This is a genomic window from Skermanella mucosa, assembly GCF_016765655.2.
Taxonomy (GTDB): domain Bacteria; phylum Pseudomonadota; class Alphaproteobacteria; order Azospirillales; family Azospirillaceae; genus Skermanella; species Skermanella mucosa.
In genome coordinates, this window is sequence record NZ_CP086106.1 from 1,370,855 (window position 1) to 1,392,199 (window position 21,345).

At 66.1% G+C, this 21,345-nt stretch carries 21 protein-coding genes and 1 tRNA gene; 12 read left to right on the forward strand and 10 right to left on the reverse strand.

Features of this window, described 5'->3' with window-relative positions:
* The first annotated feature begins 61 nt into the window (after positions 1-61).
* The 8 genes from JL100_RS06345 (at position 62) to JL100_RS06380 (ending at position 7,405) form a co-directional block, all read left to right on the forward strand.
* Positions 62-970, forward strand: coding sequence for a CheR family methyltransferase (locus JL100_RS06345; protein WP_202684783.1), 909 nt, complete (start codon positions 62-64; stop codon positions 968-970).
* Positions 967-1,611, forward strand: coding sequence for a chemotaxis protein (locus JL100_RS06350; protein ID WP_202684784.1), 645 nt, complete (start codon positions 967-969; stop codon positions 1,609-1,611). The genes JL100_RS06345 and JL100_RS06350 overlap by 4 nt, the downstream gene beginning before the upstream one ends.
* A 2-nt stretch (positions 1,612-1,613) precedes the next feature.
* Entirely contained in the window at positions 1,614-2,660 is a 1,047-nt protein-coding gene (locus tag JL100_RS06355; protein WP_202684785.1) for a protein-glutamate methylesterase/protein-glutamine glutaminase, read from the forward strand.
* Positions 2,661-2,683: 23 nt separating this feature from the next.
* The gene (locus JL100_RS06360; RefSeq protein ID WP_202684786.1) at positions 2,684-3,877 is read left to right on the forward strand and encodes a methyl-accepting chemotaxis protein; all 1,194 of its coding nucleotides are present in this window, start codon (positions 2,684-2,686) and stop codon (positions 3,875-3,877) included.
* Between the two features lie 62 nt (positions 3,878-3,939).
* Entirely contained in the window at positions 3,940-4,245 is a 306-nt protein-coding gene (locus tag JL100_RS06365) for an STAS domain-containing protein (RefSeq protein ID WP_202684787.1), read from the forward strand.
* Between the two features lie 23 nt (positions 4,246-4,268).
* The gene (locus JL100_RS06370) at positions 4,269-4,991 is read left to right on the forward strand and encodes an ATP-binding protein (protein ID WP_202684788.1); all 723 of its coding nucleotides are present in this window, start codon (positions 4,269-4,271) and stop codon (positions 4,989-4,991) included.
* The gene (locus JL100_RS06375) at positions 4,988-6,226 is read left to right on the forward strand and encodes a response regulator (RefSeq protein ID WP_228421101.1); all 1,239 of its coding nucleotides are present in this window, start codon (positions 4,988-4,990) and stop codon (positions 6,224-6,226) included. The genes JL100_RS06370 and JL100_RS06375 overlap by 4 nt, the downstream gene beginning before the upstream one ends.
* Positions 6,227-7,405 (forward strand): PP2C family protein-serine/threonine phosphatase, encoded by a 1,179-nt coding sequence (locus tag JL100_RS06380; protein WP_202684789.1) that lies wholly within the window; start codon positions 6,227-6,229, stop codon positions 7,403-7,405.
* A 12-nt stretch (positions 7,406-7,417) separates the two neighbouring features.
* Here JL100_RS06380 and JL100_RS06385 read toward each other — a convergent pair whose 3' ends face one another.
* The 3 genes from JL100_RS06385 to JL100_RS06395 form a co-directional block, all read right to left on the reverse strand.
* Entirely contained in the window at positions 7,418-8,218 is an 801-nt protein-coding gene (locus JL100_RS06385; RefSeq protein WP_202684790.1) for a ferritin-like domain-containing protein, read from the reverse strand.
* A 10-nt stretch (positions 8,219-8,228) separates the two neighbouring features.
* Positions 8,229-9,029, reverse strand: coding sequence for a 3'(2'),5'-bisphosphate nucleotidase CysQ (cysQ, locus tag JL100_RS06390; RefSeq protein ID WP_202684791.1), 801 nt, complete (start codon positions 9,027-9,029; stop codon positions 8,229-8,231).
* A 69-nt stretch (positions 9,030-9,098) separates the two neighbouring features.
* Positions 9,099-11,423 (reverse strand): xanthine dehydrogenase family protein molybdopterin-binding subunit, encoded by a 2,325-nt coding sequence (locus tag JL100_RS06395; RefSeq protein WP_202684792.1) that lies wholly within the window; start codon positions 11,421-11,423, stop codon positions 9,099-9,101.
* 220 nt (positions 11,424-11,643) lie between these two features.
* Between JL100_RS06395 and JL100_RS06400 the strand changes: the two genes are divergently transcribed.
* Positions 11,644-12,387, forward strand: coding sequence for an SOS response-associated peptidase (locus JL100_RS06400; protein ID WP_202684793.1), 744 nt, complete (start codon positions 11,644-11,646; stop codon positions 12,385-12,387).
* 376 nt (positions 12,388-12,763) lie between these two features.
* Here JL100_RS06400 and JL100_RS06405 read toward each other — a convergent pair whose 3' ends face one another.
* Entirely contained in the window at positions 12,764-13,984 is a 1,221-nt protein-coding gene (locus JL100_RS06405) for an IS256 family transposase (protein WP_201072050.1), read from the reverse strand.
* Between the two features lie 874 nt (positions 13,985-14,858).
* On the opposite strand from JL100_RS06405, the gene JL100_RS06410 reads away from it, so the two are divergent.
* The gene (locus JL100_RS06410) at positions 14,859-15,653 is read left to right on the forward strand and encodes a hypothetical protein (protein WP_202679908.1); all 795 of its coding nucleotides are present in this window, start codon (positions 14,859-14,861) and stop codon (positions 15,651-15,653) included.
* 81 nt (positions 15,654-15,734) lie between these two features.
* Positions 15,735-15,821: transfer RNA gene (locus tag JL100_RS06415), tRNA-Leu, on the forward strand.
* A 347-nt stretch (positions 15,822-16,168) separates the two neighbouring features.
* On the opposite strand, the gene JL100_RS06420 is transcribed toward JL100_RS06415, so the two are convergent.
* From JL100_RS06420 to JL100_RS06445, 6 genes are all read right to left on the reverse strand, one after another.
* Positions 16,169-16,468, reverse strand: coding sequence for a type II toxin-antitoxin system RelE/ParE family toxin (locus JL100_RS06420; RefSeq protein WP_202679909.1), 300 nt, complete (start codon positions 16,466-16,468; stop codon positions 16,169-16,171).
* Positions 16,455-16,754 (reverse strand): type II toxin-antitoxin system RelB/DinJ family antitoxin, encoded by a 300-nt coding sequence (locus tag JL100_RS06425; protein WP_202679910.1) that lies wholly within the window; start codon positions 16,752-16,754, stop codon positions 16,455-16,457. The genes JL100_RS06420 and JL100_RS06425 overlap by 14 nt, the downstream gene beginning before the upstream one ends.
* A 199-nt stretch (positions 16,755-16,953) precedes the next feature.
* On the reverse strand, positions 16,954-17,376 hold the full coding sequence (locus JL100_RS06430; protein ID WP_202679911.1) for a hypothetical protein: 423 nt from the start codon (positions 17,374-17,376) through the stop codon (positions 16,954-16,956).
* Between the two features lie 140 nt (positions 17,377-17,516).
* Complete coding sequence (locus tag JL100_RS06435; RefSeq protein WP_202679912.1) at positions 17,517-18,833, reverse strand: short-chain fatty acid transporter; 1,317 nt, start codon at positions 18,831-18,833, stop codon at positions 17,517-17,519.
* 282 nt (positions 18,834-19,115) lie between these two features.
* Positions 19,116-19,292, reverse strand: coding sequence for a hypothetical protein (locus JL100_RS06440; protein ID WP_192499307.1), 177 nt, complete (start codon positions 19,290-19,292; stop codon positions 19,116-19,118).
* A gap of 81 nt (positions 19,293-19,373) precedes the next feature.
* Entirely contained in the window at positions 19,374-20,369 is a 996-nt protein-coding gene (locus tag JL100_RS06445; protein ID WP_228421102.1) for a 2-hydroxyacid dehydrogenase, read from the reverse strand.
* A gap of 451 nt (positions 20,370-20,820) precedes the next feature.
* Between JL100_RS06445 and JL100_RS06450 the strand changes: the two genes are divergently transcribed.
* Positions 20,821-21,273, forward strand: a complete 453-nt coding sequence (locus JL100_RS06450) for an RraA family protein (protein WP_202679913.1) — start codon at positions 20,821-20,823, stop codon at positions 21,271-21,273.
* The last annotated feature ends 72 nt before the right edge of the window (positions 21,274-21,345 follow it).

The window sequence follows — 21,345 nt, forward strand, 5'->3', positions numbered from 1 at the left end:
CTCATGACGTTTCATGACCTTTCATGACATCTGGCGACATGCCCCGCGCGGGAGGGATCGAATGACTGAAGCGGCGCACCGGAGCGCACCGGTCGGCCGGGGCCGGGAGGGCAGCCTCTCCCGGACCACCGGCGAGCGCGAGTTCCATTTCACCCGCGGGCATTTCGACCAGATCGCGGCGCTGCTCCAGCAGCTCACGGGCATTCATCTCGCTCCCCACAAGGTCGAGATGGTCTATTCCCGCCTTGCCCGCCGGCTGCGGGACCTGGGCATGGCGGACTTCGACGCCTACTGCGCCTTCCTGTCGTCCGAGTCGGGGGAAAGCGAGATCGGCCTGCTGGTCAACGCCCTGACCACCAACCTGACCCGCTTCTATCGGGAGCCCCACCATTTCGAGCACCTGGCCACGGTCGTGCTGCCCCGGATCCAGGAACGGCAGGCCGGCGCTGCCAAGCCGCGCCTGAGGATCTGGTCGGCGGGTTGCTCCTCGGGGGAGGAACCCTACACGATCGCGATGACCGTGGCCTCGACCGTGCCCGACCTTCACCGCTGGGACGTCCGCATCCTGGCGACCGACATCGATACCCACATGGTCGAGACCGCGCGCCGGGGGCTCTACGCCACGGACGCGGCAACGGCCATCCCCCCGGCGGTCCGCTCGCGCCACACCGCGGAGCAGCAGCAGGGAACCCGCCGGGTTCTCTCCATGGGCGAGGGCCTGCGCCGGCTGATCACCTTCAAGCCGCTGAACCTGCTTGAAGACTGGCCTATGCGCGGACCCTTCGATGCGATCTTCTGCCGCAACGTGCTTATCTATTTTGACAGGCATGGTAGGACGGAAGTGATAGGGAAGTTCCACCAACTCCTGGATGGCGATGGGCATCTCTATCTCGGCCATTCAGAAAGTCTCTACGGCGTTTCCGAACAGTTTCGCCAAGTGGGGCCGACCAGCTATCAGGCCATACCATGAAGCATGCCGCACGCGCGCTTGACGACCGCAGGGGGAGTGTTCCGAGCCTGGACGAGCCCAATGAAGGCTATTTCCATCCGGGCTTCCGCGCCCATGCCGTCAAGGTCCTGCTCGGCGAGCACAAGATCACCCAGCGGCCCGACGAGATGCTGGTCACCACCCTCGGTTCCTGCATCGCCGCCTGCGTCCGCGATCCGATCCTGGGCCTTGGCGGCATGAACCATTTCCTGCTGCCGGAAGCCCCCGCTGGGAACGACGGCGGGGTCAACGCCGCCGCGCGGTACGGCGGCGTCGCCATGGAACGCCTGATCAACGAGATCCTGCGGCGGGGCGGCCGGCGCGACCGGCTGGAGGTCAAGGTGTTCGGCGGCGCCAAGGTGATCGCCAGCAGCAATCCCATCGGGCGCCGCAACGCCGAGTTCGTGCTGGGCTTCATAGCCGCCGAAGGGCTGACGCTGGCCGCGCAGGACCTGGGAGGCACCCTCGCCCGGCGCGTCCATTATTTCCCGAACACCGGGAAGGTGATGCGTCGCCTGATCCGGCAGGAAGCGGTGGAGGACACCATCCGCAGCGAGATGCGGTTCATGTCCGACCTGGGCGCCAAGCCGGTCGAGGGTGATATCGAGTTGTTCGGGGATTGATGATGGGCAAGCCGATCCGGGTCGCGATCGTGGACGACAGCGCGCTGATGCGCCGGATGCTGACCGAAGCGCTGGCCGCCGAGCCGGGCTTCGAGGTGGTCGGTCATGCCGCCGACCCCTACGAGGCGCGGGAAATGATCAAGTCGGCCAACCCGGACGTCCTGACACTGGACGTCGAGATGCCGCGCATGGACGGGCTGACCTTCCTGGAGAAGATCATGACGCTTCGGCCGATGCCGGTTGTCATGGTCTCGACCCTGACCCGGGAGGGCGCCGACGCCACGGTCCGGGCCCTGGAACTGGGGGCGATCGACTGCATCGCCAAGCCCAACGGCGCCGAGGGCGAGCGCTTCGTCGACTTCCGCGACGAACTGGTCGGCAAGCTGAAGGTGGCGGCCCATGTCCGCCTGGGGCCGCCCCGGGCGAAGCCGGCGCGGGCCAAGGCGGGAGCCCGCGGCGGCGGCGGCCGACTGATCGCGCTGGGCGCCTCGACCGGCGGGGTCGAGCGCATCCGCGATATCCTGGAGGTTCTGCCGGAAGGATCGCCGCCGATCCTGATCGTCCAGCACATGGGCGCCTTCTACGTGCCGAGCTTCGCCGCCCGGCTGGACCGCCAGTCCGCGATGACCGTCAGGATGGCCGAGTCCGGCATGCGCGTGACGGCGGGCGAGGTGCTGATAGCGCCCGGCGACCGTCACATGGCGTTGCGCCGGGACGGATTCGGCTATCTGTGCGAGATCGTCGACGGACCGCCCGTCAGCGGTCACCGGCCGTCGGTCGATGTCCTGTTCAACTCGGTCGCCGAGGTGGCCGGTGCCAACGCGGTCGGCGTGATCCTGTCGGGGATGGGGCGCGACGGCGCATCCGGGATGGCGGCGATGCGTGCTGCCGGGGCCTGGACGATCGGGGAGAGCGAGCAGAGCTGCGTCGTCTACGGCATGCCGCGCATGGCCAAGCTGGGCGGCGGCGTCGCCGTCGAGATGCCGCTCGGACAGATCCCGGCCGAGATGCTCCGCGCCGCGGCGGCCCCCGCAGCACGGTCGAGCTGATGACGGACGGGGGAGACTGACCGATGTCGTTCGGATTGTTGAAGAGCATCGCCGGCAGCCGTTCCGACGCGCTGCCCGCGGCGGTCCGCCCGGTTCCGGCCCCGACACCGGCGGCGGAGCCGCCGGCCGATGCCGGGTACGACGAGTTGCTGGGCCGCTGGCTCGGCTTTTCCGAGCTTCAGAACCATTGCCTGGACGCCCTGGCGACCGAGGTGAGGCGGACCAGCGACCTGGTCGAGTCCAGCACGCTGGAGATCAGCTCGCGGTTCCGCGATCTCGCCACCTCGGCGCGGGAGCAGACCAAGCGGGTCGAGGACATCATCGCGGTCGCCAACTCCGTCACGATCGATGGCGAAGCCATTCCGCTCGACCGCGTCGTCGCGACGATGCAGCAGATTTTGGTTGAGATGGTGAACAACATCGTCAACCTGTCGAAGCAGGCCATGACGATGGTCTATGTGCTGGACGATGTCGTCCGGGATGTCGGCGAGGTCGAGAAGAGCATCGCCGACATCGACACCATCAACCGCCAGACCAATTTCCTGGCGCTCAACGCGACCATCGAGGCCAGCCGCGCGGGCGAGGCGGGCAGGACCTTTGCCGTGGTCGCCAACGAGGTGCGGCACCTATCCAAGGCGACCGGGGACCTTGCCGGCCGCATGCGCGACAAGGTCGGCGCGGTCGTCGTCGGCGTCCGGCGCGGCCACGAGATTCTGCGGGACATCGCCAATACCGACCTGTCGCCGCAGATGCTGGCGAAGGACCGCATCGACATGACGATGATGAGCTTGGTCGCGCAGAGCCAGCATTTCCAGAGCGTGCTCCAGGACGCCGCGCGGGTCTCGACCGAGATTTCCGCCCATATCAGCCAGGTCATCACCCGGATGCAGTTCCAGGACTTGGCCAAGCAGCGCCTGGACCACGTGATCGACGGCATGACCGTCATGTCGAACGGCCTTGGCGAACTGGGCGCGAGGACGCGCCTGGCGTTGCCGGCCGGCGCCCAGGCGGACTTCCCGCAGGAATGGGTGGACCAGCTGCTGTCCGGCATGACCCTGAGCGAGCTTCGCCAGCGCTTCGTCCGCCGCATGCTGCTGGCGGGCTCGGCGCTGGATGCCCACGGGGCGCTGGACCACGAGACGGGCATCCCGGAGGCCGACGGCGTGGATCCGGGCCTGTCGGACGGCACGGACGACGACAATGTCGAACTGTTCTGATCGAGCGTGAGATTGCCCGGCGGCGGCAGCGCATTCTGCCATTCATGGAGCGGTGTATAGAGATGGATTACCGTATCGAGCTGGACGACCTGGAGGCGCGCATTTTCGTCACGGGCCGCCTGACCTTCAACGACCATGGCAAGGTCCGCAGCATGATCCAGGAGATGGTGCAGAGCCCTCCGAAGCGTCAGGTCATGATGATCGGCGGGCTGGAGTTCGTGGACAGCTCCGGCCTGGGCATGATCCTGGTCGCGCGCGAGGAGGTCGCCCAGGTCGACAAGAAGCTGTTCCTCCGCGGGGCGCAGGGGCAGGTCAAGCGGGTCCTTTCGGTCGCCCAGCTGGACAAGATCGTGGACATCCAGGACTGAAGCCGATTTCGGACGAGCCGGTCATGCGGGCGAGCACGCTCTACGGTGTCGGACTGACAGCCGAGCACCTCCAGGAGATCGCGACGCTGGTCGGCCGCGGCGGCTGCCCCATCGTCTGCGGGCTTCCGGGGGACGCCTGCGTCCGGATCGACGGTGCGGCCGTGCTCGCGGCCGGCCTTGACCAGGCCTGCCTGAACGAGGTCCTGGACCGGGGAGCGGGGGCCTGCATCGAGGTCGGTTCGCTCGACGCCCCGGCGGCGGCGGAATGCGTGCGGCGTGCGGCGGGCTGGACGCTGTTCCTGTCCCTGACCACGGCCAGCGCCTATCGGCTGCCCGTGGCCCACGCCGTGGTGGCCGCGATCGACGGGATCATGTCGCTCGGGCAGGAGAGGTGCTACGACATCGAACTGGCGCTCCAGGAGGCCGTCAGCAATGCGGTGATCCACGGCAACCTGGCCGTGTCGAGCCTGCGCGGCCCGACGCTGGCTGCGCTGGACGCCTTCTCCTGCGACATCAGCGAACGGCTGGCCGATCCGGCGCTGGCGAACCTGCGGGTCGGGATCGCCGTTTCGATCGGCGACGCGGAGTTCACCATCGAGGTGATCGACGAAGGTCCCGGTTTCGTGCCGAAGCCCCGGGCGCCGACGACGGCGAGCGGGCGGGGCATCGGCCTGATCGAGTCCTTGGCGGCCGGTTGGGAACTGCTGGACGACGGCCGTCGGGTCCGCATGAGGTTCGCCCGATGAACGGCGGGATGGAGATGGCCTCCGCGGCGGCGCTGACCGAGCTCCGGCAGGTCGGGATCCTCGACTGCCTGATCCTGGTGGTGGACGATACCGACTTCAACCGCACCTTGATCACGGCGATGCTGCGGCAGGCGGGGTTCCGCCGGATCGAGCATGCGGTGGACGGCATCGACGCGCTGCGCAAGATCGACCATGAAATGCCCGATCTGGTCATCCTGGACATCGTGATGCCCGGCCTGGACGGGTTCGAGGTGTGCCGACGCCTGCGCGCCGAGGACCGCTTTGCAGACTTGCCCGTCCTTGTACAAACCGCCCTGTCCAACACCGAGGACCGCAACAAGGCCTTCCAGCTCGGCACCACCGACCTGATCACCAAGCCGATCGACCGCAACGAGTTGCTGGCCCGGGTCCGCATCCATCTGGAGAACCGGATGCTGATCCAGGACCTCCAGCTTTACCGCACCCGGCTGGAGAACGAGCTGGCCATGGCGCGGGAGATGTACGGCCACCTGCTGCCGACCGCGGCGATCTTCGACCAGATCAGCCGCGACAGCGGCGTGCGGATCCGTCATCACCGGGCGGTCTCATCCGAACTGGGCGGCGACATCTGGGGCGTCATCCCGCTGCCGGAGGGACGCTTTGGACTCTATCTGCTGGACATGACCGGGACCGGCGTGTCGGCGGCCTTGAACGCGTTCCGCATGCATACCGTGCTCCATGAACTTGCGCCGTTGGCATCATATCCCTCCCGCTTCCTGACCGAGGCCAATGCGCGGGCCGTCGGGCTTTTCGAATCGGACGAGCGGGCGGCGATGATCTATGGCGTGGTCGACCCGATCGCCGGGACCTTTTCCTACACCACCGCGTCGGCCCGGCGGCCGATCCTGGTCCGGCGCGGCTCCGACATGGCGACCCTGGGCGAGGCCGACGGCGCGCCGGTCGGCCATGCCGCCGGGAGCGTCTACCGCACCCGCACCCTGGCGTTCGGTCCGGGCGCCATGCTGCTGCTCTACAACAATGCCGTGCTGACGGCCCTGCCGGGCGACGGCGGCCGGGCGGCGGAACGGGCGCTCGCCGACCTCGCGGTTCCGGCCCTCCAAGCGCCCGGCCTGGACGAGGCCCATGACCGCATGGTCGCAGCACTCGCCCAAGCGGTCGGCGACCGGCCGGGGCAGGACATGACCCTGGTCTTCCTGGCCAAGGACGCTTGTACGCCTCCCTGGGCGGAGCGGTAGATGAGCAGGTCAGCCTCCGCGTCGGTCAATATCCGGAACGCCCGGATCCTGGTGGTCGACGACAACCGGGTGAACCGCCACCTGCTGGTCGCCGTGCTCCAGCGCGGCGGCTTTCCCAATGTCGAGATGGCAGAGGACGGGATCGACGCCCTGGCCAAGATCGAAACGAATGCGCCCGACCTGATCCTGCTCGACCTGATGATGCCGAAGCTGGACGGCTTCGAGGTGTGCCGCAGGCTGCGAACCGATCCCAACCGCCGCGACCTGCCGATCCTGGTCCAGAGCAGCCTGTCGGGCTCCGAGGATCGGACCCGCGCCTTCTCGGTCGGAGCGACCGATTTCGTCAGCAAGCCGATCAACGCGACCGAACTGCTGTCCCGCGTCCGCATCCACCTGGAGAACCAGGCGCTGCTGCGCGACCTGCAAGGCTATCGCCGCCGCCGCCAGGGCGAGCTGGCGCTGGCGCGGAGCATGCAGGAACGGCTGCTGCCGGCCCCCTCGCGGCTGCGGGAGACCGAGGCCGACCTGGGCCTGAGCCTGTCGGCCCATTTCGAGCCGTCCTCGGAACTGGGCGGCGACTTCTGGGACCTGCGGCGCGACGGGCGCGGCAGGCTGATCGTCTGGCTGGTCGATTTCTCCGGCCACGGCGTCGGCGCGGCGCTCAACACTTTCAGATTGCACGCGATCCTGCGGCAGATGGACCTGAACGATTTCGACCCCGCCGACCATCTGCGCGAGGTCAATGAACGGGTCTGTCCGCTCCTGCGCAGCGGCCAGTTCGCGACCATGCTGGTCGGCGTGATCGATGCCGAGAACAACACGTTCCACTATGCCTCTGCCGGGGCGCCGGCGCCGATGGTCTGGCAGGCGGGCGACGCCGTGCCGGAGTTCGGCGACAGCAGCGGCTTGCCGGTCGGCATCCTGGCCTCGGCCCGTTACCAGAACCGCGACCTGGCCCTGCCGGTCGGCGGAAGGCTGTTCCTTTACAGCGACGGCGCCAGCGAGCTGTGGACCGCCGAGGATACCGTGCTGGGCGAGGAGGGTCTGCTCGACCTCGTCCGCGGGCACATGCACCAGGAGGAGGATGCCGGCTTCCTGGCCGGCCTGCTCGGCTCCCTCACCGCGCTGGGAAGCTTCGACGACGACGTGACCGCGCTGGTGCTGACCCGCCGGGCATGACGCGATCGATCGTCAGTCGTCGGCGATCGGGTCGTAGAAGGCGGCGGAGAAACCCGCCTTGTCCCGGCTTTCCTCGTTGAAGGGACGCTTCAATCCGCCCTTGAAATGGGTGCGGACGAGGTTCTGCCAAGTGGGAATCGGCGGGACGTCCAGTTTGTCGCAGACATGCTCGAACCAGCGCCGGCCGGCGGCCACGTGGGTGATCTCGTCGTCGTGGATGATCTGGAGCGCGTCGGCGCCGGCGTCGTCGCCGACGGTGCGGAGGTTCCGGATCATGGCGGGCGTCACGTCCAGCCCGCGCGCCTCCAGCACCAGCGGCACGATGGCGAGGCGGGCGGCGAGGTCGTGGGCGGTGTCCCGGCTGGCCTGCCACAGCCCGTCATGGGCGGGCAGGGCGCCGTAATGGCTGCCCAGGTCGGCCAAGCGGCCGCATAGCATGTCGAAATGCCGCGCCTCGTCGTCGGCGACCTGGACCCAGTCGTCGGTGAAACCCTTGGGCATTTCCGCGCCGAAGCGGGCGACGATGTCCCAGGACAGGTCGATGGCGTTCAGCTCGATATGGGCGAGCGCGTGGATCAGCGCGGTCCGCCCGGCGACGCTGCCGGCCTTGCGGCGCGGCGGCATGTCGCGCGGCTGGCGAAGCTCCGGATAGTCCGGACGCGCCGGCCGGTCGGGCGGGACCGGCGGGCCGGGCGGCTCGATCCCGGCCAGCGCGCCGGTCCGCCACTCCTCGGCGAAGCGGCGGGAGAGGCGGACCTTCTCGGCAGGATCGGCGGTGGTCAGGACGGTGACGGCGGCAGACCGGATGCTCATTGTATGATGTTCAGCGGCGCCCGTAGGCGATGAACTCCCCGTTCAGGAAGTCCGGCTTGCCGTAGCCCAGCGGCTTGCCGTCGGGGGTCTCGATGGAGCCGCCGGCCGCCAGCAGGATGGCGTGGCCGGCCGCCGTGTCCCACTCGCAGGTCGGGCCGAAGCGGGGATAGATATCGACCTCGCCCCGGGCGATCAGGCAGAACTTGAGCGCGCTGCTGGAGTGGCGGTGCTCCTTCACCAGCTTGCCTTCCAGGAACTTGTCGAGCCGTTCGCGGTCGCCGTGGCGGCGGCTGGACAGGACCACCAGCCCGTCCGGCGGAACCATGCGGGCGGAGATCGGCACGTCGCCGCGGCCCTGGACGCAGTGGACGGCGGTGCCGGGACCGGCCGCCGCATAGAGGTCGCCGTCCACCGGCAGGTACATGACGCCCAGGACCGGGACGCCGTCCTTCACCAGCCCGATATTCACGGTGAACTCGCCGGTGTGCTCGACGAAGCTGCGCGTGCCGTCCAGCGGATCGACCAGCCAATAGGTGCCGTGGTCGCCCGGCGGGGACTTGCCGGCGGCGTGCTGCTCCTCCGAGATGGCGGGAATGTCCGGAGTCAGGTGGTGCAGGGCCGGCAGGATGACGGCTTCGGCGGCGTGGTCGGCGGCGGTCACCGGACTGCCGTCGGACTTGACGTGGGCGGTCACCGTGTCCGTGTAATACCGGAGTATGACCTGACCGGCCTCCCGCGCGATGGTGCGCACGGCCGGAAGCAACTTGGCAAAGCCGTGATCCAGGCTCTGATCCGCCCTACGATCTGACATGAGTCCCCCAAAGGTCACAAGATAGGGAGCATACGCCCCCGCGCGACCCTTGGGGAACCCCCGCCGACGTTATTCGGCGGCGATCGCGGGGCGATGCTCCTGGATCAGGCGCCAAATCTTCTGCGGTGTTGCAGGCATGTCCACATGCCGCACCCCGTAGACCGACAGCGCGTCCACCACGGCGTTGATCACCGCGGGCGGCGCCCCGATCGCCCCGGCCTCCCCGGCGCCCTTCATGCCGAGCGCGTTGGTCGTGCTGGGCACCTCGTTCAGCTTGAACTGGACGAACGGGATGTTGTTGGCCCGCGGCATGCAATAGTCCATGAAGGAGCCGGTCAGCAGCTGGCCCGAGTCGGGGTCGTAGACGCATTCCTCGTACACGGCCTGCCCGATGCCCTGTCCGACGCCGCCATGGACCTGGCCGGCCAGCATCATCGGGTTGAGCACCTTGCCGAAATCATCGACCACGGTGTAGCGGACGAACTCGATCCCGCCGGTGTCCTCGTCGATCTCCAGCTCGCAGACGTGGCAGCCGTTGGGGAAGGTGGCGGCCGGCGGCGTCCAGCGGGCCTCCTCGTCGAAGGCGAAGCCGCCGTCGGCCGGCGCGCTGGCCTTGGCGACATCCTGGATCGTCACCTTGCGGTCGGTGCCGACGATGGTGAAGGTCCCGTCCTCGAACCCGATATCCACGGCCGCTGCCTCCAGCAGCTCCGCCGCCTTGGCCCGGGCCTTCTCGATCACCCGTTCCGCCGTGTCGGACAGGGCGGCGCCGCCGACCGGGATGGAGCGGGAGCCGCCCGTGCCCGAGCCGAAGCTGATCCGCGCGCTGTCGCCCTGGACGATCTCGATGTCCTCCGCCGGGATGCCCAGCCGGTCGGAGACGATCTGGGTATAGGCCGTCTCGTGCCCCTGGCCGTTGGACTGGGAGCCGATCAGCACCGTCACCTTGCCGGCGCCGGACATCTGGATCGTCGCCTGCTCCGGCCCGCCGCCCGAGCAGGCCTCGATATAGGTGGCGAGGCCGATGCCGCGCAGCTTGCGGCGCGACCGCGCCTCCGCCCGGCGCTGCTCGAAGCTGGTCCAGCCCGACAGTTCCAGCGCGTCGTCCATGTTGCGGGCGAACTCGCCGGTGTCGTAGGTGAGGCCCAGGGCGGTGTTGAAGGGCATCGCCTCCGGCGGGATGAAGTTGCGCCGGCGCAGCTCGCCCGGATGCATCCCCAGCTCCCGTGCCGCCGCGTCCACCAGCCGCTCCAGCAGGTAGGCCGCTTCCGGCCGGCCGGCTCCCCGGTAGGCGTCCACCGGGTTGGTGTTGGTGAAGACGCCCTTGACCAGCACGTGGATCGCCGGGGTGGTGTAGACCCCGGCCAGCATGGCCGTGCCGGCGTCGGTCGGGATGTAGGGGCCGAAGTTCGACAGGTAGGCGCCCAGGTTGGCGACGGTGGAGACCCGCAGCGCCAGGAACCTGCCGTCGGCGTCCAGCGCCAGGTCGGCGTGGGAGACGTTGTCGCGCCCGTGGTCGTCGCTGAGGAAGGCCTCGCCCCGCTCCGACGTCCACTTGACCGGACGGTTCAGCTTGCGCGCGGCGAACAGCGACAGGACATATTCCGGATACATGAAGATCTTCATGCCGAAGCCGCCGCCCACGTCGGTGGTCAGCACGTGGAACTTCTCTTCCGGCTCGTTGAAGATCTGGGTCGCGAGCTGGGTGCGCAGCCCGTGGACGCCCTGGCTGGAGACGTAGAGGACATAGCGGTCGGTGTCGTCGATCGAGGCGAGGCAGGCCCGGCCCTCCATCGAGTTCGGCACGATCCGGTTGTTCACCAGGTCGATGCTGACCACCTTGGCGGCCTTGGCGAACCCGGCCTCGGTCGCGGCATGGTCGCCCTTTTCCCATTCGAAGCTGAGGTTGCCGGGCGCCTGCTCCCACACCTGGGGCGCGTTGGACGCCAGGGCGCCCACGGTGTCGGCGATGGCCGGCAGCTCCGAATAGTCGATCATGACCAGCTCGGAGGCGTCGCGCGCCGCGTCCAGCGTCTCCGCGACGATGAAGACGACGGGGTCGCCCACGTGGCGGACGCGGCCCTTGGCGAGGGCCGGGCGCGGCGGCATCACCAGCGGCTGGCCGTTGCGCTGGACCAGCGGGACGTTGCAGGGCAGGGGGGCGATGTTGGCCGCCTCCAGGTCCTCCACCGTGTAGATGCCGAGCACGCCGGGGGCGTTGCGGGCGTCTTCCAGGTCGATGGAGACGATCTCCGCATGGGCGTGGGGCGAGCGCAGGACATACCCGTAGGTCTGCCCCGGCAGGGAAATGTCGTCGGTATAGCGCCCGCGCCCGGTCAGCAGGCGGGCGTCCTCGGTGCGCGGCACCGCTTGTCCGATTCCAAACTTGGCCATGTGATCTGAACCCCCCTGAAGGAATGCGCCGGCAGATTGTGCTGCCTGGTTGTGCCGTTGTCTCCGTAAGCCAGAGAGTTTATGCGTGTCCAGCCGGATGACAAACCCCGGAAGTGGTCTTACCTGACATGTCCCGAAAAGATGCTCGGCGGGCAGCGCAGGGTCCTTATGTTCCTGGATGTTTCACCGATCAGCTGAGCTTGGAAAGCACCGGAAAGCCATGTGCGGACGCTACACCCTCGCGACTCCGGTCGCCGAAATGAGCCGGATGTTCGGCTTTCCCGACCTGCCGAACCTGCCGGCCCGCTTCAACATCGCGCCGACCCAGGACGTCGCGGTGGTGCGCTGGCTGGACGACGAGAAGCGGCGCGCGCTGTCCCTGGTGCGCTGGGGGTTGGTGCCCCACTGGGCCGACGATCCGTCGATCGGCAGCCGGATGATCAACGCGCGGTCCGAATCGGTGGCCGACAAGCCGTCCTTCCGCAGCGCCTTCGCCCGCCGCCGCTGCCTGGTCCCGGCCGACGGGTTCTATGAATGGCAGCAGCATGTGCCCAAGGGGGCGAAGAAGCAGCCCTTCCGCATCCGCCGCCGCGACAGGCAACCCTTCGCCTTCGCCGGATTGTGGGAGACCTGGAAGGGACCGAAGGGCGGCCCTGACCTGGACCACCCGCTGGAGACGGTCACAATCGTGACGACCACGGCCAACGGCGTGCTGAAGCCGCTGCACGAGCGGATGCCGGTGATCCTGGCCGAGGACGACTATGCCGCGTGGCTGGACCCGGAGACTTCCGTGGAAGCCGCCGGGGCGCTGCTTCGGCCCTGCCCGGAGGATTGGCTGGAGGCCTATCCGGTCAGCACGCGGGTGAACAGCGTGCGGAACGACGACCCGTCCTGTGTCGATCCGGTCGAGGGGGCCGGGGGGACGGCGGGGACGCCGGAGCCGAGGCAGCCGAAACTGCTGTGACGGGGGGATGACGCCCCCCGGGGTGTGGCCGCGGATGTCATCAAACGTGATCATGGCGGCGGGCGCTCCTGTCCCGGAGGTGCCGAGGGGGCCACAGATTACGGCGATGTCCACAGATGGGGGCGATATGTAGGCTTTTGTCATGATCGGACGGTGGCGTTCCTGCCATTTGTCTCCTTATGGTCTCCTTTCATCTCGTATCATCTTACGCGGGCTTGACTCGCGCATCCACGTGCGAACCATCACGGCGAAGGATGCTGACATCATCCCCCCGGATCATGTCAGCAAACGTGATCATCCGTGCGCAGGGGGCGGGTTGGTGCCGTGGTCCTGCGGGACTGTCGGGAATTCCGTGCTTGGCGGGGCGGGTTCAGTATCAGGCGGTCATCGCCTTTGCGAACCGGTCGCCGAAGATGACAGCCATCTGGGCTTTGGCGGCCGTCCATTCCCGGGGCGGCATCTTCCAGTCTTTCTCCGCGCGGTTCAAGACGAGAAACAGGAGCTTCAGCGCGGCCTCGTCATTGGGGAAATGCCCCCTGGCCCGGACCGCCCGGCGCAGCTTTGAGTTCAACGCTTCAATGGCATTGGTCGTGTAAAGGATGCGCCGGACCTCGCGCGGGAAGGCAAAGAAGGGGATGACCTCCGGCCACGCCCGCCGCCAAGCCTTGCCGATGGCCGCGTATTTTTCGCCCCAAGGCCCGGTCTCAAAGGCGCTCAGAGCCATCTCGGCGGCCTTGTCGTCGACAGCGTCGTAGACCGTCTTCAGGGCGGCGGCGATGGCCTTGCGGTCCTTCCAGGACGCGAACTCCATGCTGTGGCGCAGCAGATGAACGACGCAAGTCTGAACAATCGTCTCCGGATAGGCAGCCGCGATCGCCTCGGGAAAGCCTTTCAGCCCATCGACGACGGCCAGCAGGATGTCCTCCACACCCCGGTTCTTCAACTCGTTCAGGACGCGCAGCCAGAACTTGGCGCCCTCGTTCTGTTCGATCCACAGGCCCAGCACCTCCTTGGCGCCGTCGGCCCGCACGCCGATGGCGACATGGATGGCCTTGTTGCGGACCAGACCTTCGTCGCGGATCTTGACCCGGATGGCATCCAGGAACACCAGGGGGTAGATCGCCTCCAGCGGCCGGTTCTGCCAGGCCGTCACCTCCTCGATCACGGCGTCCGTCACCGTGGAGATCAGGTCGGCCGACACCTCGATGCCATAGAGCTCCCGCAGGTGTCCCGTGATCTCCCGGGTTGACATGCCGCGTGCGTACATTGAGATGATCTTCTCGTCGAAGCCGGGGAAGCGCCGCTGGTATTTGCCGATCAGCGCCGGATCGAACGTCCCCGACCGATCGCGGGGAATGGACAGACCCATCGAGCCGCCATCGGTCAGCACCGTCTTGTGGCCGTAACCGTTGCGACGGTTGCCGCTCTCATCTCCAGCCAGATGATGATCCAGCTCCGCCTTCAGCGCCCGCTCCGTCAGCGCCTTCTTCAGCTGGTCGAGCAGGCCGTTCTGGTCGAATGCCGTCTTCGCATCGGCTCCAGCCAGCAGCTGGTCAAGGATCGCGTCAGGGATAACAGGATCTTTGCGTCGGGCCATTCAGGGTCTCCTTCTGTTTCAGGATAACCCCGCCAAGCACGAAATTCCCGATAGTCCCGGTCCTGCATCACTCCATCTCGTCATGCGCGGGCTTGACCCGCGCATCCACGTGCGAACCTTCGCGACGGCAATTGCTGACATCACCGTCCCGGATCACGTCAGCAAACGTGATCATCCATGCGCAGGGGCAGGCTGGTGTCGTGGACCCTGCATTACTCCTTCCCGTCATACGTGGGCCCGACCCGTGCATCCACGTGCGAACCTTCGCGACAGCGATTGCTGACATCATCCCCCCGGATCACGTCAGCAAACGTAGTCATCCGCGCGTAGGGGCAGGCCAGTGTCATGGCTCCTGCATTACTCCCTCCCGTCATGCGCGGGCTTGACCCGCGCATCTCCGTGCGAACCTTCGCGACGGCTATTGCTGACATCATCCCCCCGGATCACGTCAGCAAACGTATTCATCCGCGCGCAGGGGCAGGCCAGTGTCATGGTTCCTGCATTACTCCCTCCCGTCATGCGCAGGCTTGACCCGCGCATCCCCGTGCGAACCTTCGCGACGGCGATTGCTGACATCACTCCCTCGGATCACGTCAGCAAACGTATTCATCCGCGCGCGGGAGAAGGCGGGTGCCGTGGGTCCTGATATTCACGCTGCAAAGATCCGGCACCGAGATGCGGCGACAAGCCTAGCGCGAATTGGTGAAGGAATACCTTCCTGACAGCACGAAAGATGCTGTCGCGCGAACGTTTCAATTATTTTTATACAAATAGGAGATAAAGAAGGCGCCAAGATGTCCGCAAGGTAGTGCGGGCACCGAGGCGCCGGCCCGATTCCGTGCCGGCAGGTCCATAGGCAATCGGGGGCACGGACTTGGACAAAGGCAGGGATCTGGTCGCCGCGCTGGCGGGGACATTCATGGTGGCCTGGGCCGGCGGCGGGGCGGGTGTCGCCGTCGCGGCATCCTCCGACGGGGCGGACCCGCTGAAGCGCTATATCGAGGCGATCTCCGACGCGGCCGTTCCGACCCCGGCCAAGATCGACGATCGCCTGGTGCCCATCCGTCGCGATAACGCGGCCCTGCGCCGGGAGACCGAGGCCGCCGACTCCCGGGTCAAGGTCGTGTCCTGGATGTCGGAAAGCGCGTTCCAGCGTTTCTATTCCCAGCCGGAGGAACTGCCGGCGGACAAGTCGGCCCCGCCCAACTGGGGCACGGTGATGTGGGTGACGGCCGTTCCGCAGGTGCAGGACTTCTGCCGCTCGTTGGGCACCCGCGACACGGTCGCGATCACCAATCGCCTCCTTCAGCTTTTCGGGCTGCCGCCGACCGGTCAGAACGCGCGCTTCGTGGAGATGTGGGTGTCGCCCAAGGACATGCTGCGCCCCTGTCCCGACCGCGAAGTGGACGACAGCCGCTGCGAGGTCGATACGGCGAGCGACGTGGACGATTATCGGACCTGGTTCACCGGCAACTATGCGAAATCCTACAACGCCTCCGGTTTTCCGTGGACCCGGCTGGGATACACCTATGACTGGGCGCCCGCCGACGACAGGGCGAACCCGAACAAGCCCAAGGGCGCCAGCGAGTTCATCCTGAGGCCGGGAACGCCCTATACGATCACGGGGCGGTACACGACCGCGGAGTATTGCCAGCGGCCGGCGCGGTGAAGGCGGGGCCGTGATGCAGGGCGGTGAATTTGATTGACCCCGGGGTGCCGGCGAGTATGATCCCGGCACTTTCCCCAGGGAGCCCCTGTGGCGGAATCGGTAGACGCGGCGGACTCAAAATCCGTTGCCAGTGATGGCGTGCCAGTTCGAGTCTGGCCGGGGGCACCAATCAAACCAAAGCTTCGTGCGCATGAGGGCCTGTTGCGGGCTTCACTCAATGACTGTATTGCAGTCTCGCCCGGGTAGCAGGAGATACGTAATCAGGCGTGAGCCAGGTAAGTTCCGAGGTATGTTGCCCGGCGGCTGGCCATGTCAAATTGCGGCGCTGTCTTGATAAAGATGCGCCTCACTCATATTGAAGCTTAGTGCGTTGTTTTTCCGAGAGAGAAGTGATTCCTGCATTGTACTCGGCGAATGAAACCGCTTTCTTTTCAAAACGAACCAGGCATTGAAAGTCATCTTTGTTTCACTGTCATTAGGGAGCTGAACATCACTCGTCCTGTACACGGCCTACCCTATACGCTTTTCCACTCCCGCACAGGCGGCCATTGTTGGGCGGCGTGAAGCACGCGAAGGATCGTCACCGCGCGAGTGTCTTCGGTATAGACAACTACGTAATTTGTTCGAACCACCATTTCGCGTGTGCCGGCGACTCGGCCGGTCCGGTAGAGCTTCGGATGTTCAGGCAGCTTTGCAGTCTTGGCCTCAATGTCGTTCTTTAGACGCTGAGCGGCGTCCAAATTGTCATCTGATATGTAATCAAGTATTGCCAGGAGATCGGCGCGGGCCGTTTCCCGCCACTCAAGCACCGCCACGACGTTTCCTGTCGATCAAGGCTTGAGCTTCGTCCATGACATGTTGATGAGATGCCGCTGGGCTTGTGTCGGCCAGCGCCTCGTGAACCTTGGCCCGAAACCATTCGTCATAAGCTTCAGGTGTCACAGTCAATCCGATCGGCAGCGCGCCTTCTTTGGCAATGCGCGTAAGCAAGATACGTACGGCATCCGAGACAGTGAGGCCGACATTGGCGAGCTTTTCCGTTGCATCAGCCTTGAGTTTGTCATCCACGCGGATGTGCAGCATTGATGTCTGGGCAGCCATCGCCGGTTCTCCTGTTGCAGGCTCCTATCATGTATCTCAATTGAGATACGATCAAGGGCGTAATGTCCCCGAGGTTGGCATGTGGCCATTGCGTGATCTACGGTATGTTTACTTGGATGTCGAAACTCGTTCTTCATCCTGACCGGGCTTGTCCTGCGGGGCTCAATCAGCGAAGGCTTGATGAAACATCCTCATCCCGCTACCCCTTGGAGGTAGCCCCTAGTGAATCTGCCAGAAATACAGCTTCTTTGTCAGTAATCATGGTTCCGCTAGCGCGGACAGCGGTTGTCATATTACCCCGCATTAATGACCAGCCAATTAAGAATTGGCTTAGAGGATCAACTAAAGAGGTCAGACGCACAAGCGCCATCGGACATGCTTTCCCGTTGCTAGCTTCCCCCATTGCGCGTGGCCCAATAAATTCGCCGATACCAAAAACTCCTCGTGGATCTTTGCCCTGCTTCATGAGCCAAACACGATCCCCGAATCGAGCTTTTGTAGACTGAAACCGCCAGGGTTCGTCAGCATAGCCGTTGTTGGTACAAAGATTTAGCAATCCTATGATCTTACTATGTGGAAATCCTTGGTTTTCTTCTACCCAACTTATTATGAAGTCCGCCACCTATGCTCCACTCCTCTTAGTTTTTTCCGTTTCACAGCTTGATGCCCGTTTAATGATTCGACTAAACAGCAATAGCTGGCGGAAAATTATCCCCTAGATCTAATACATTTTACTTCGTCGATCATTTATCAAACCGGCTTTCACCCCCAAAGCAGCCCCGCCGAAATCACCACCCCCGTCACCACCAGCACGATCAGGCAGAACCCCATCACGTCCTTCGCCTTCAGCCCCGCGATCGCCAGCGCCGGCAGGGCCCAGAAGGGTTGGATCAGGTTGGTCCAGGCGTCGCCCCAGGCGACGGCCATGGCGACCTTGGGGAGGTCGGCCTTCAGCTCCATTGCGGCGGGAAGCATCACCTGGGACTGCACCGCCCACTGGCCGCCGCCCGAGGGGATCAGGATGTTCAGCAGGCCGGCGCTCCAGAAGGTGAAGAGGGGCAGGGTGTCGGCGGTGGAGAAGGAGACGAACCATTCGGACAGGCTCCGGGCCAGGCCGGATTCCACCATCATCCCCATGATGCCGGCGTAGAAGGGGAATTGGATGACGATGCCGGCGGCACCCTTCACGGCTTCCTGGAGGCTGTGGAGGAAGCGGTAGGGCGTGCCGTGCAGCAGGATGCCGAGGAACAGGAACGTGAAGTTGACGATGTTCAGGTTCAGCGCCAGGCCCTTGTCGATCACATAGAGCGCGATGAACAGCAGGCCGAGGCCGCCGACGATCCAGGAGATCGCGCGGCTCTGCTCCAGCCAGTCGGCCGGGCGGTCGATTCGGCCGGCGTCCTCCGGGTCGATGTCCACCAGCTTGGCCGGGTCCACGTGGACGGGCTGGCCGCCATGGCCCAGCATCAGGCGGTTGGTCAACGGGATCAGGACGAACAGGGCGGCGACGATGATCAGGTTGTAGCTGCTGAAAAGCGTCTGGCTGGTCGGGACGATGCCGATCAGACTTTCGCTGAAATGGCCGGGAGTGGCGATGGTCAGGGGGACCGAGCCGGAGAGGCCGCCGTGCCAGATCACGAAGCCGGAATAGGCGCTGGCGATCAGCAGGCGGTAGTCCACCGTCGGGACGGCGCGGGCGAGCTGGCGGGCGAACAGGGCGCCGATGACGAGGCCGAAGCCCCAGTTGATCCAACTTGCCGCCAGGGACACCAGCGTGACCATGACGATGGCCTGTCCCGGCGTCTTCGCCAGCCGGGCGATGGCGGAGAGTATGCGCCTGAAGAAGGGCGTGCTGGCCAGAACGAAGCCGGTCACCAGCACCAGCACCATCTGCATGCTGAATTCCAGCAGCTGCCAGAACCCGCCGCCCCAGTAGCGGGCCATGGCGAGCGGCGAGGCGCCTTCGAACAGGATGCCGGCGGCATAGACGAGCAGGGTCAGCAGCAGCACGAGAACGTAAGGGTCGGGCAGGTAACGCTCGACCAGGTTCGTGGACCAGTTGGTTGCTGCGCCCAGCATTGGCGTCTCCCCCTTGTTGATTCCGTGCCGGCGTGCGGTGCCGGGTCGGGTGTTTGCGGGCAATCAACCCGCAGGGGAGCCGGAAGTTCAGGGGTTGTGGAAGAATGCCGGGGGCTGTCGCGAATCGGGAGCTGGCTCCCCTTCGTCATGCGCGGGTTTGACCCCGCGCATCCGCGCGCGCGTTGGCATGATCAAGGTTGCGCGTGGATGGCCGGATCAAGTCCGGCCATGATGAAAAGGAAGCGTTTCAGTCTCTTGGCATGGCCTGTGCGGCGATGGCCGTCAGTCCAGGATCGTGCCTAGCAGGCCGCCGCCGGCGCCGCCGATCACGGCTCCGCGCTTGCCGTCCACGGCATAGCCGCCGGCGGCGCCGACTCCCGTGCCGACCATCTGTTCCGTCGAGCATGCTCCCAGCGCCAGCAGGGCGAATACAACACCGATAAGCTGCTTCTTGCTCATGATTTGATCTCCTTCTGAGCATTTAACAGACAAGCCGGTGTTTCATTCCCTGGGGCGAGGGGGTGCGGCGGCGGTACTGCTTCAGGCCTTGCCGGACTTCTTCGCGGCTACTTCGCGCGTCTCGGCCACGGGGCTCAGCGCGCCGCGGCCGTCGAACCAGGAGACGAGGTTGTCCACCACGAGCTGGCCCATGGCGTTGCGGGTGTGGACCGTGCCGGAAGCCACGTGGGGCAGCAGCACGGTGTTCTCCATCGCGATCAGCTCGGCCGGGACGTTGGGCTCGTCGGCATAGACGTCCAGGCCGGCGGCCAGGATCGCCCGGGAGCGGAGCGCCTCGATCAGGGCGGCCTCGTCCACCACGGTGCCGCGGCCGACATTGACGAAGATGCCGTCGGGTCCGAGGGCATCGAAGATTTCGCGGCCGACCATCCGCTCGGTCGAGGCGCCGCCGGGAATGACCGAGATCAGCACGTCCACCTGGCGGGCCAGATCGACCGCGTCGGCGACATAGGCGTAGTCGACGCCGTCCTGCCGGGTGCGGCCATGGTAGGAGATCGGCAGGCCGAAGGCTTCGAGTCGCTTGGCGATTGCCTTGCCGATCCGGCCCAGGCCGAGGATGCCGACCTTGCGCCCGCGCAGCGACGCGGTGAGCGGGAAGGCTCCCGAGGGCCACTTTCCGTCGCGCAGGTGGCGCTCGGCTTCCGGGATGCGGCGCACCGTCGAGATCAGCAGGCCGATCGTGAGGTCCGCGACCTCGTCGGTCAGCACGTCGGGGGTGTTGGTCACGACGATGCCGTTGCCGCCGGCCCACTTGGCGTCGATCTGGTCATAGCCGACGCCGAAGGCGGAGACGATCTCCAGCGCGGGGAGCCTGCCCATCAGCTGCTCGTTCAGCGGGGCGTGCCCGCCGGCGGCGATGCCGCGGATCCGGGGGCCGTGCTCGGCCAGGAAAGCGTCCCGGTCGGCGACCTCCCACAGCCGGTGAACGGTGAACAGGCGGTCGATCTGGTCGGCGACCACGGGCATCATCGGGGCGATCTGAAGGATTTCCGGGCGGGCCATGGCTTGTATCAGCACCTTTGTTGTCTGTTCCCTCCGCCTTGTGTCCGGCGGCTACACACCATGGCGCGTCTGTCAACTCCAGGCAAGTTTCGTTCCAAAAGAAAACAAGCTTTGTCGTGGCATAAAGCCGCGTTACAGTTCTCGAAAGCCTCCGGACCAGAGAGGCGCAATCAGGGGGGAGATGAGCCCGTGGCGACTGGCACGGACATTCTCGATACCATACGCACGCGGCTTTTCACGGCCGTGCTGGGCGACGTCATGGACACGCGCGGGCTGACCCGCCAGTTCCTGCCGCCGGCGATCCGCCCGATCGATCCCGACACCGCTCCCGCCAGGGTGATGGCCGGCCGGGCCATGCCCGTGCTGGAGGCCGACTGCTGTGGCGACGTGGAGTGGCGGGGGGGCCGGGTCCGGGGGTGGTCCCGGGAGCGGGCAGGGGGGAGGAAATCCCTTTCCGTTCGGGTTGATGCTCCGCGCGCTCGACGAGCTGCAGCGGGACGAGGTCTATGTCTGCACCGGCGGCTCGCCGCGCTATGCGCTGTGGGGCGAGCTGATGAGCACGCGCGCCCGTGCGCTGGGAGCGGCGGGGGCGGTGGTGGACGGGTTCCACCGCGACACGCTGGGGATCAGGAAGCTCGGTTTCCCGGTGTATTCCCACGGCTCCTATGCCCAGGACCAGCGGATGCGCGGGCGGGTCATCGACTTCCGCTGCCCGATCGAGTTCGGCAACGGCGTCCGGATCAATCCCGGCGACGTGGTCGTCGCCGACATCGACGGCGTGGTGGTCGTTCCGGCCGACCATGCCGCCGACATCGTGGCACTGGCGCTGGAGAAGGTCGAAGGCGAGGAGAGCGTCCGGCAGATGATCGAGCGGGGCGAGCGCACCGAGGACATCTTCGGGAGGACCGGCATCATGTAGCGGAACCCGAGAGCGCGCCGGTCCCGATGTTTCTTTATCTAACAATCAAAAAACGAGAACGGGGAGAAGAAG

Excerpts from the sequence above, each read along its gene's own strand:
- JL100_RS06345 (WP_202684783.1), top strand. The coding sequence starts at position 62 with ATGACTGAAGCGGCGCACCGGAGCGCACCGGTCGGCCGGGGCCGGGAG.
- JL100_RS06350 (WP_202684784.1), top strand. The coding sequence starts at position 967 with ATGAAGCATGCCGCACGCGCGCTTGACGACCGCAGGGGGAGTGTTCCG.
- JL100_RS06355 (WP_202684785.1), top strand. The coding sequence starts at position 1,614 with ATGGGCAAGCCGATCCGGGTCGCGATCGTGGACGACAGCGCGCTGATG.
- JL100_RS06360 (WP_202684786.1), top strand. The coding sequence starts at position 2,684 with ATGTCGTTCGGATTGTTGAAGAGCATCGCCGGCAGCCGTTCCGACGCG.
- JL100_RS06365 (WP_202684787.1), top strand. The coding sequence starts at position 3,940 with ATGGATTACCGTATCGAGCTGGACGACCTGGAGGCGCGCATTTTCGTC.
- JL100_RS06370 (WP_202684788.1), top strand. The coding sequence starts at position 4,269 with ATGCGGGCGAGCACGCTCTACGGTGTCGGACTGACAGCCGAGCACCTC.
- JL100_RS06375 (WP_228421101.1), top strand. The coding sequence starts at position 4,988 with ATGAACGGCGGGATGGAGATGGCCTCCGCGGCGGCGCTGACCGAGCTC.
- JL100_RS06380 (WP_202684789.1), top strand. The coding sequence starts at position 6,227 with ATGAGCAGGTCAGCCTCCGCGTCGGTCAATATCCGGAACGCCCGGATC.
- JL100_RS06385 (WP_202684790.1), bottom strand. The coding sequence starts at position 8,218 with ATGAGCATCCGGTCTGCCGCCGTCACCGTCCTGACCACCGCCGATCCT.
- cysQ (WP_202684791.1), bottom strand. The coding sequence starts at position 9,029 with ATGTCAGATCGTAGGGCGGATCAGAGCCTGGATCACGGCTTTGCCAAG.
- JL100_RS06395 (WP_202684792.1), bottom strand. The coding sequence starts at position 11,423 with ATGGCCAAGTTTGGAATCGGACAAGCGGTGCCGCGCACCGAGGACGCC.
- JL100_RS06400 (WP_202684793.1), top strand. The coding sequence starts at position 11,644 with ATGTGCGGACGCTACACCCTCGCGACTCCGGTCGCCGAAATGAGCCGG.
- JL100_RS06405 (WP_201072050.1), bottom strand. The coding sequence starts at position 13,984 with ATGGCCCGACGCAAAGATCCTGTTATCCCTGACGCGATCCTTGACCAG.
- JL100_RS06425 (WP_202679910.1), bottom strand. The coding sequence starts at position 16,754 with ATGGCTGCCCAGACATCAATGCTGCACATCCGCGTGGATGACAAACTC.
- JL100_RS06435 (WP_202679912.1), bottom strand. The coding sequence starts at position 18,833 with ATGCTGGGCGCAGCAACCAACTGGTCCACGAACCTGGTCGAGCGTTAC.
- JL100_RS06440 (WP_192499307.1), bottom strand. The coding sequence starts at position 19,292 with ATGAGCAAGAAGCAGCTTATCGGTGTTGTATTCGCCCTGCTGGCGCTG.
- JL100_RS06450 (WP_202679913.1), top strand. The coding sequence starts at position 20,821 with ATGCTCCGCGCGCTCGACGAGCTGCAGCGGGACGAGGTCTATGTCTGC.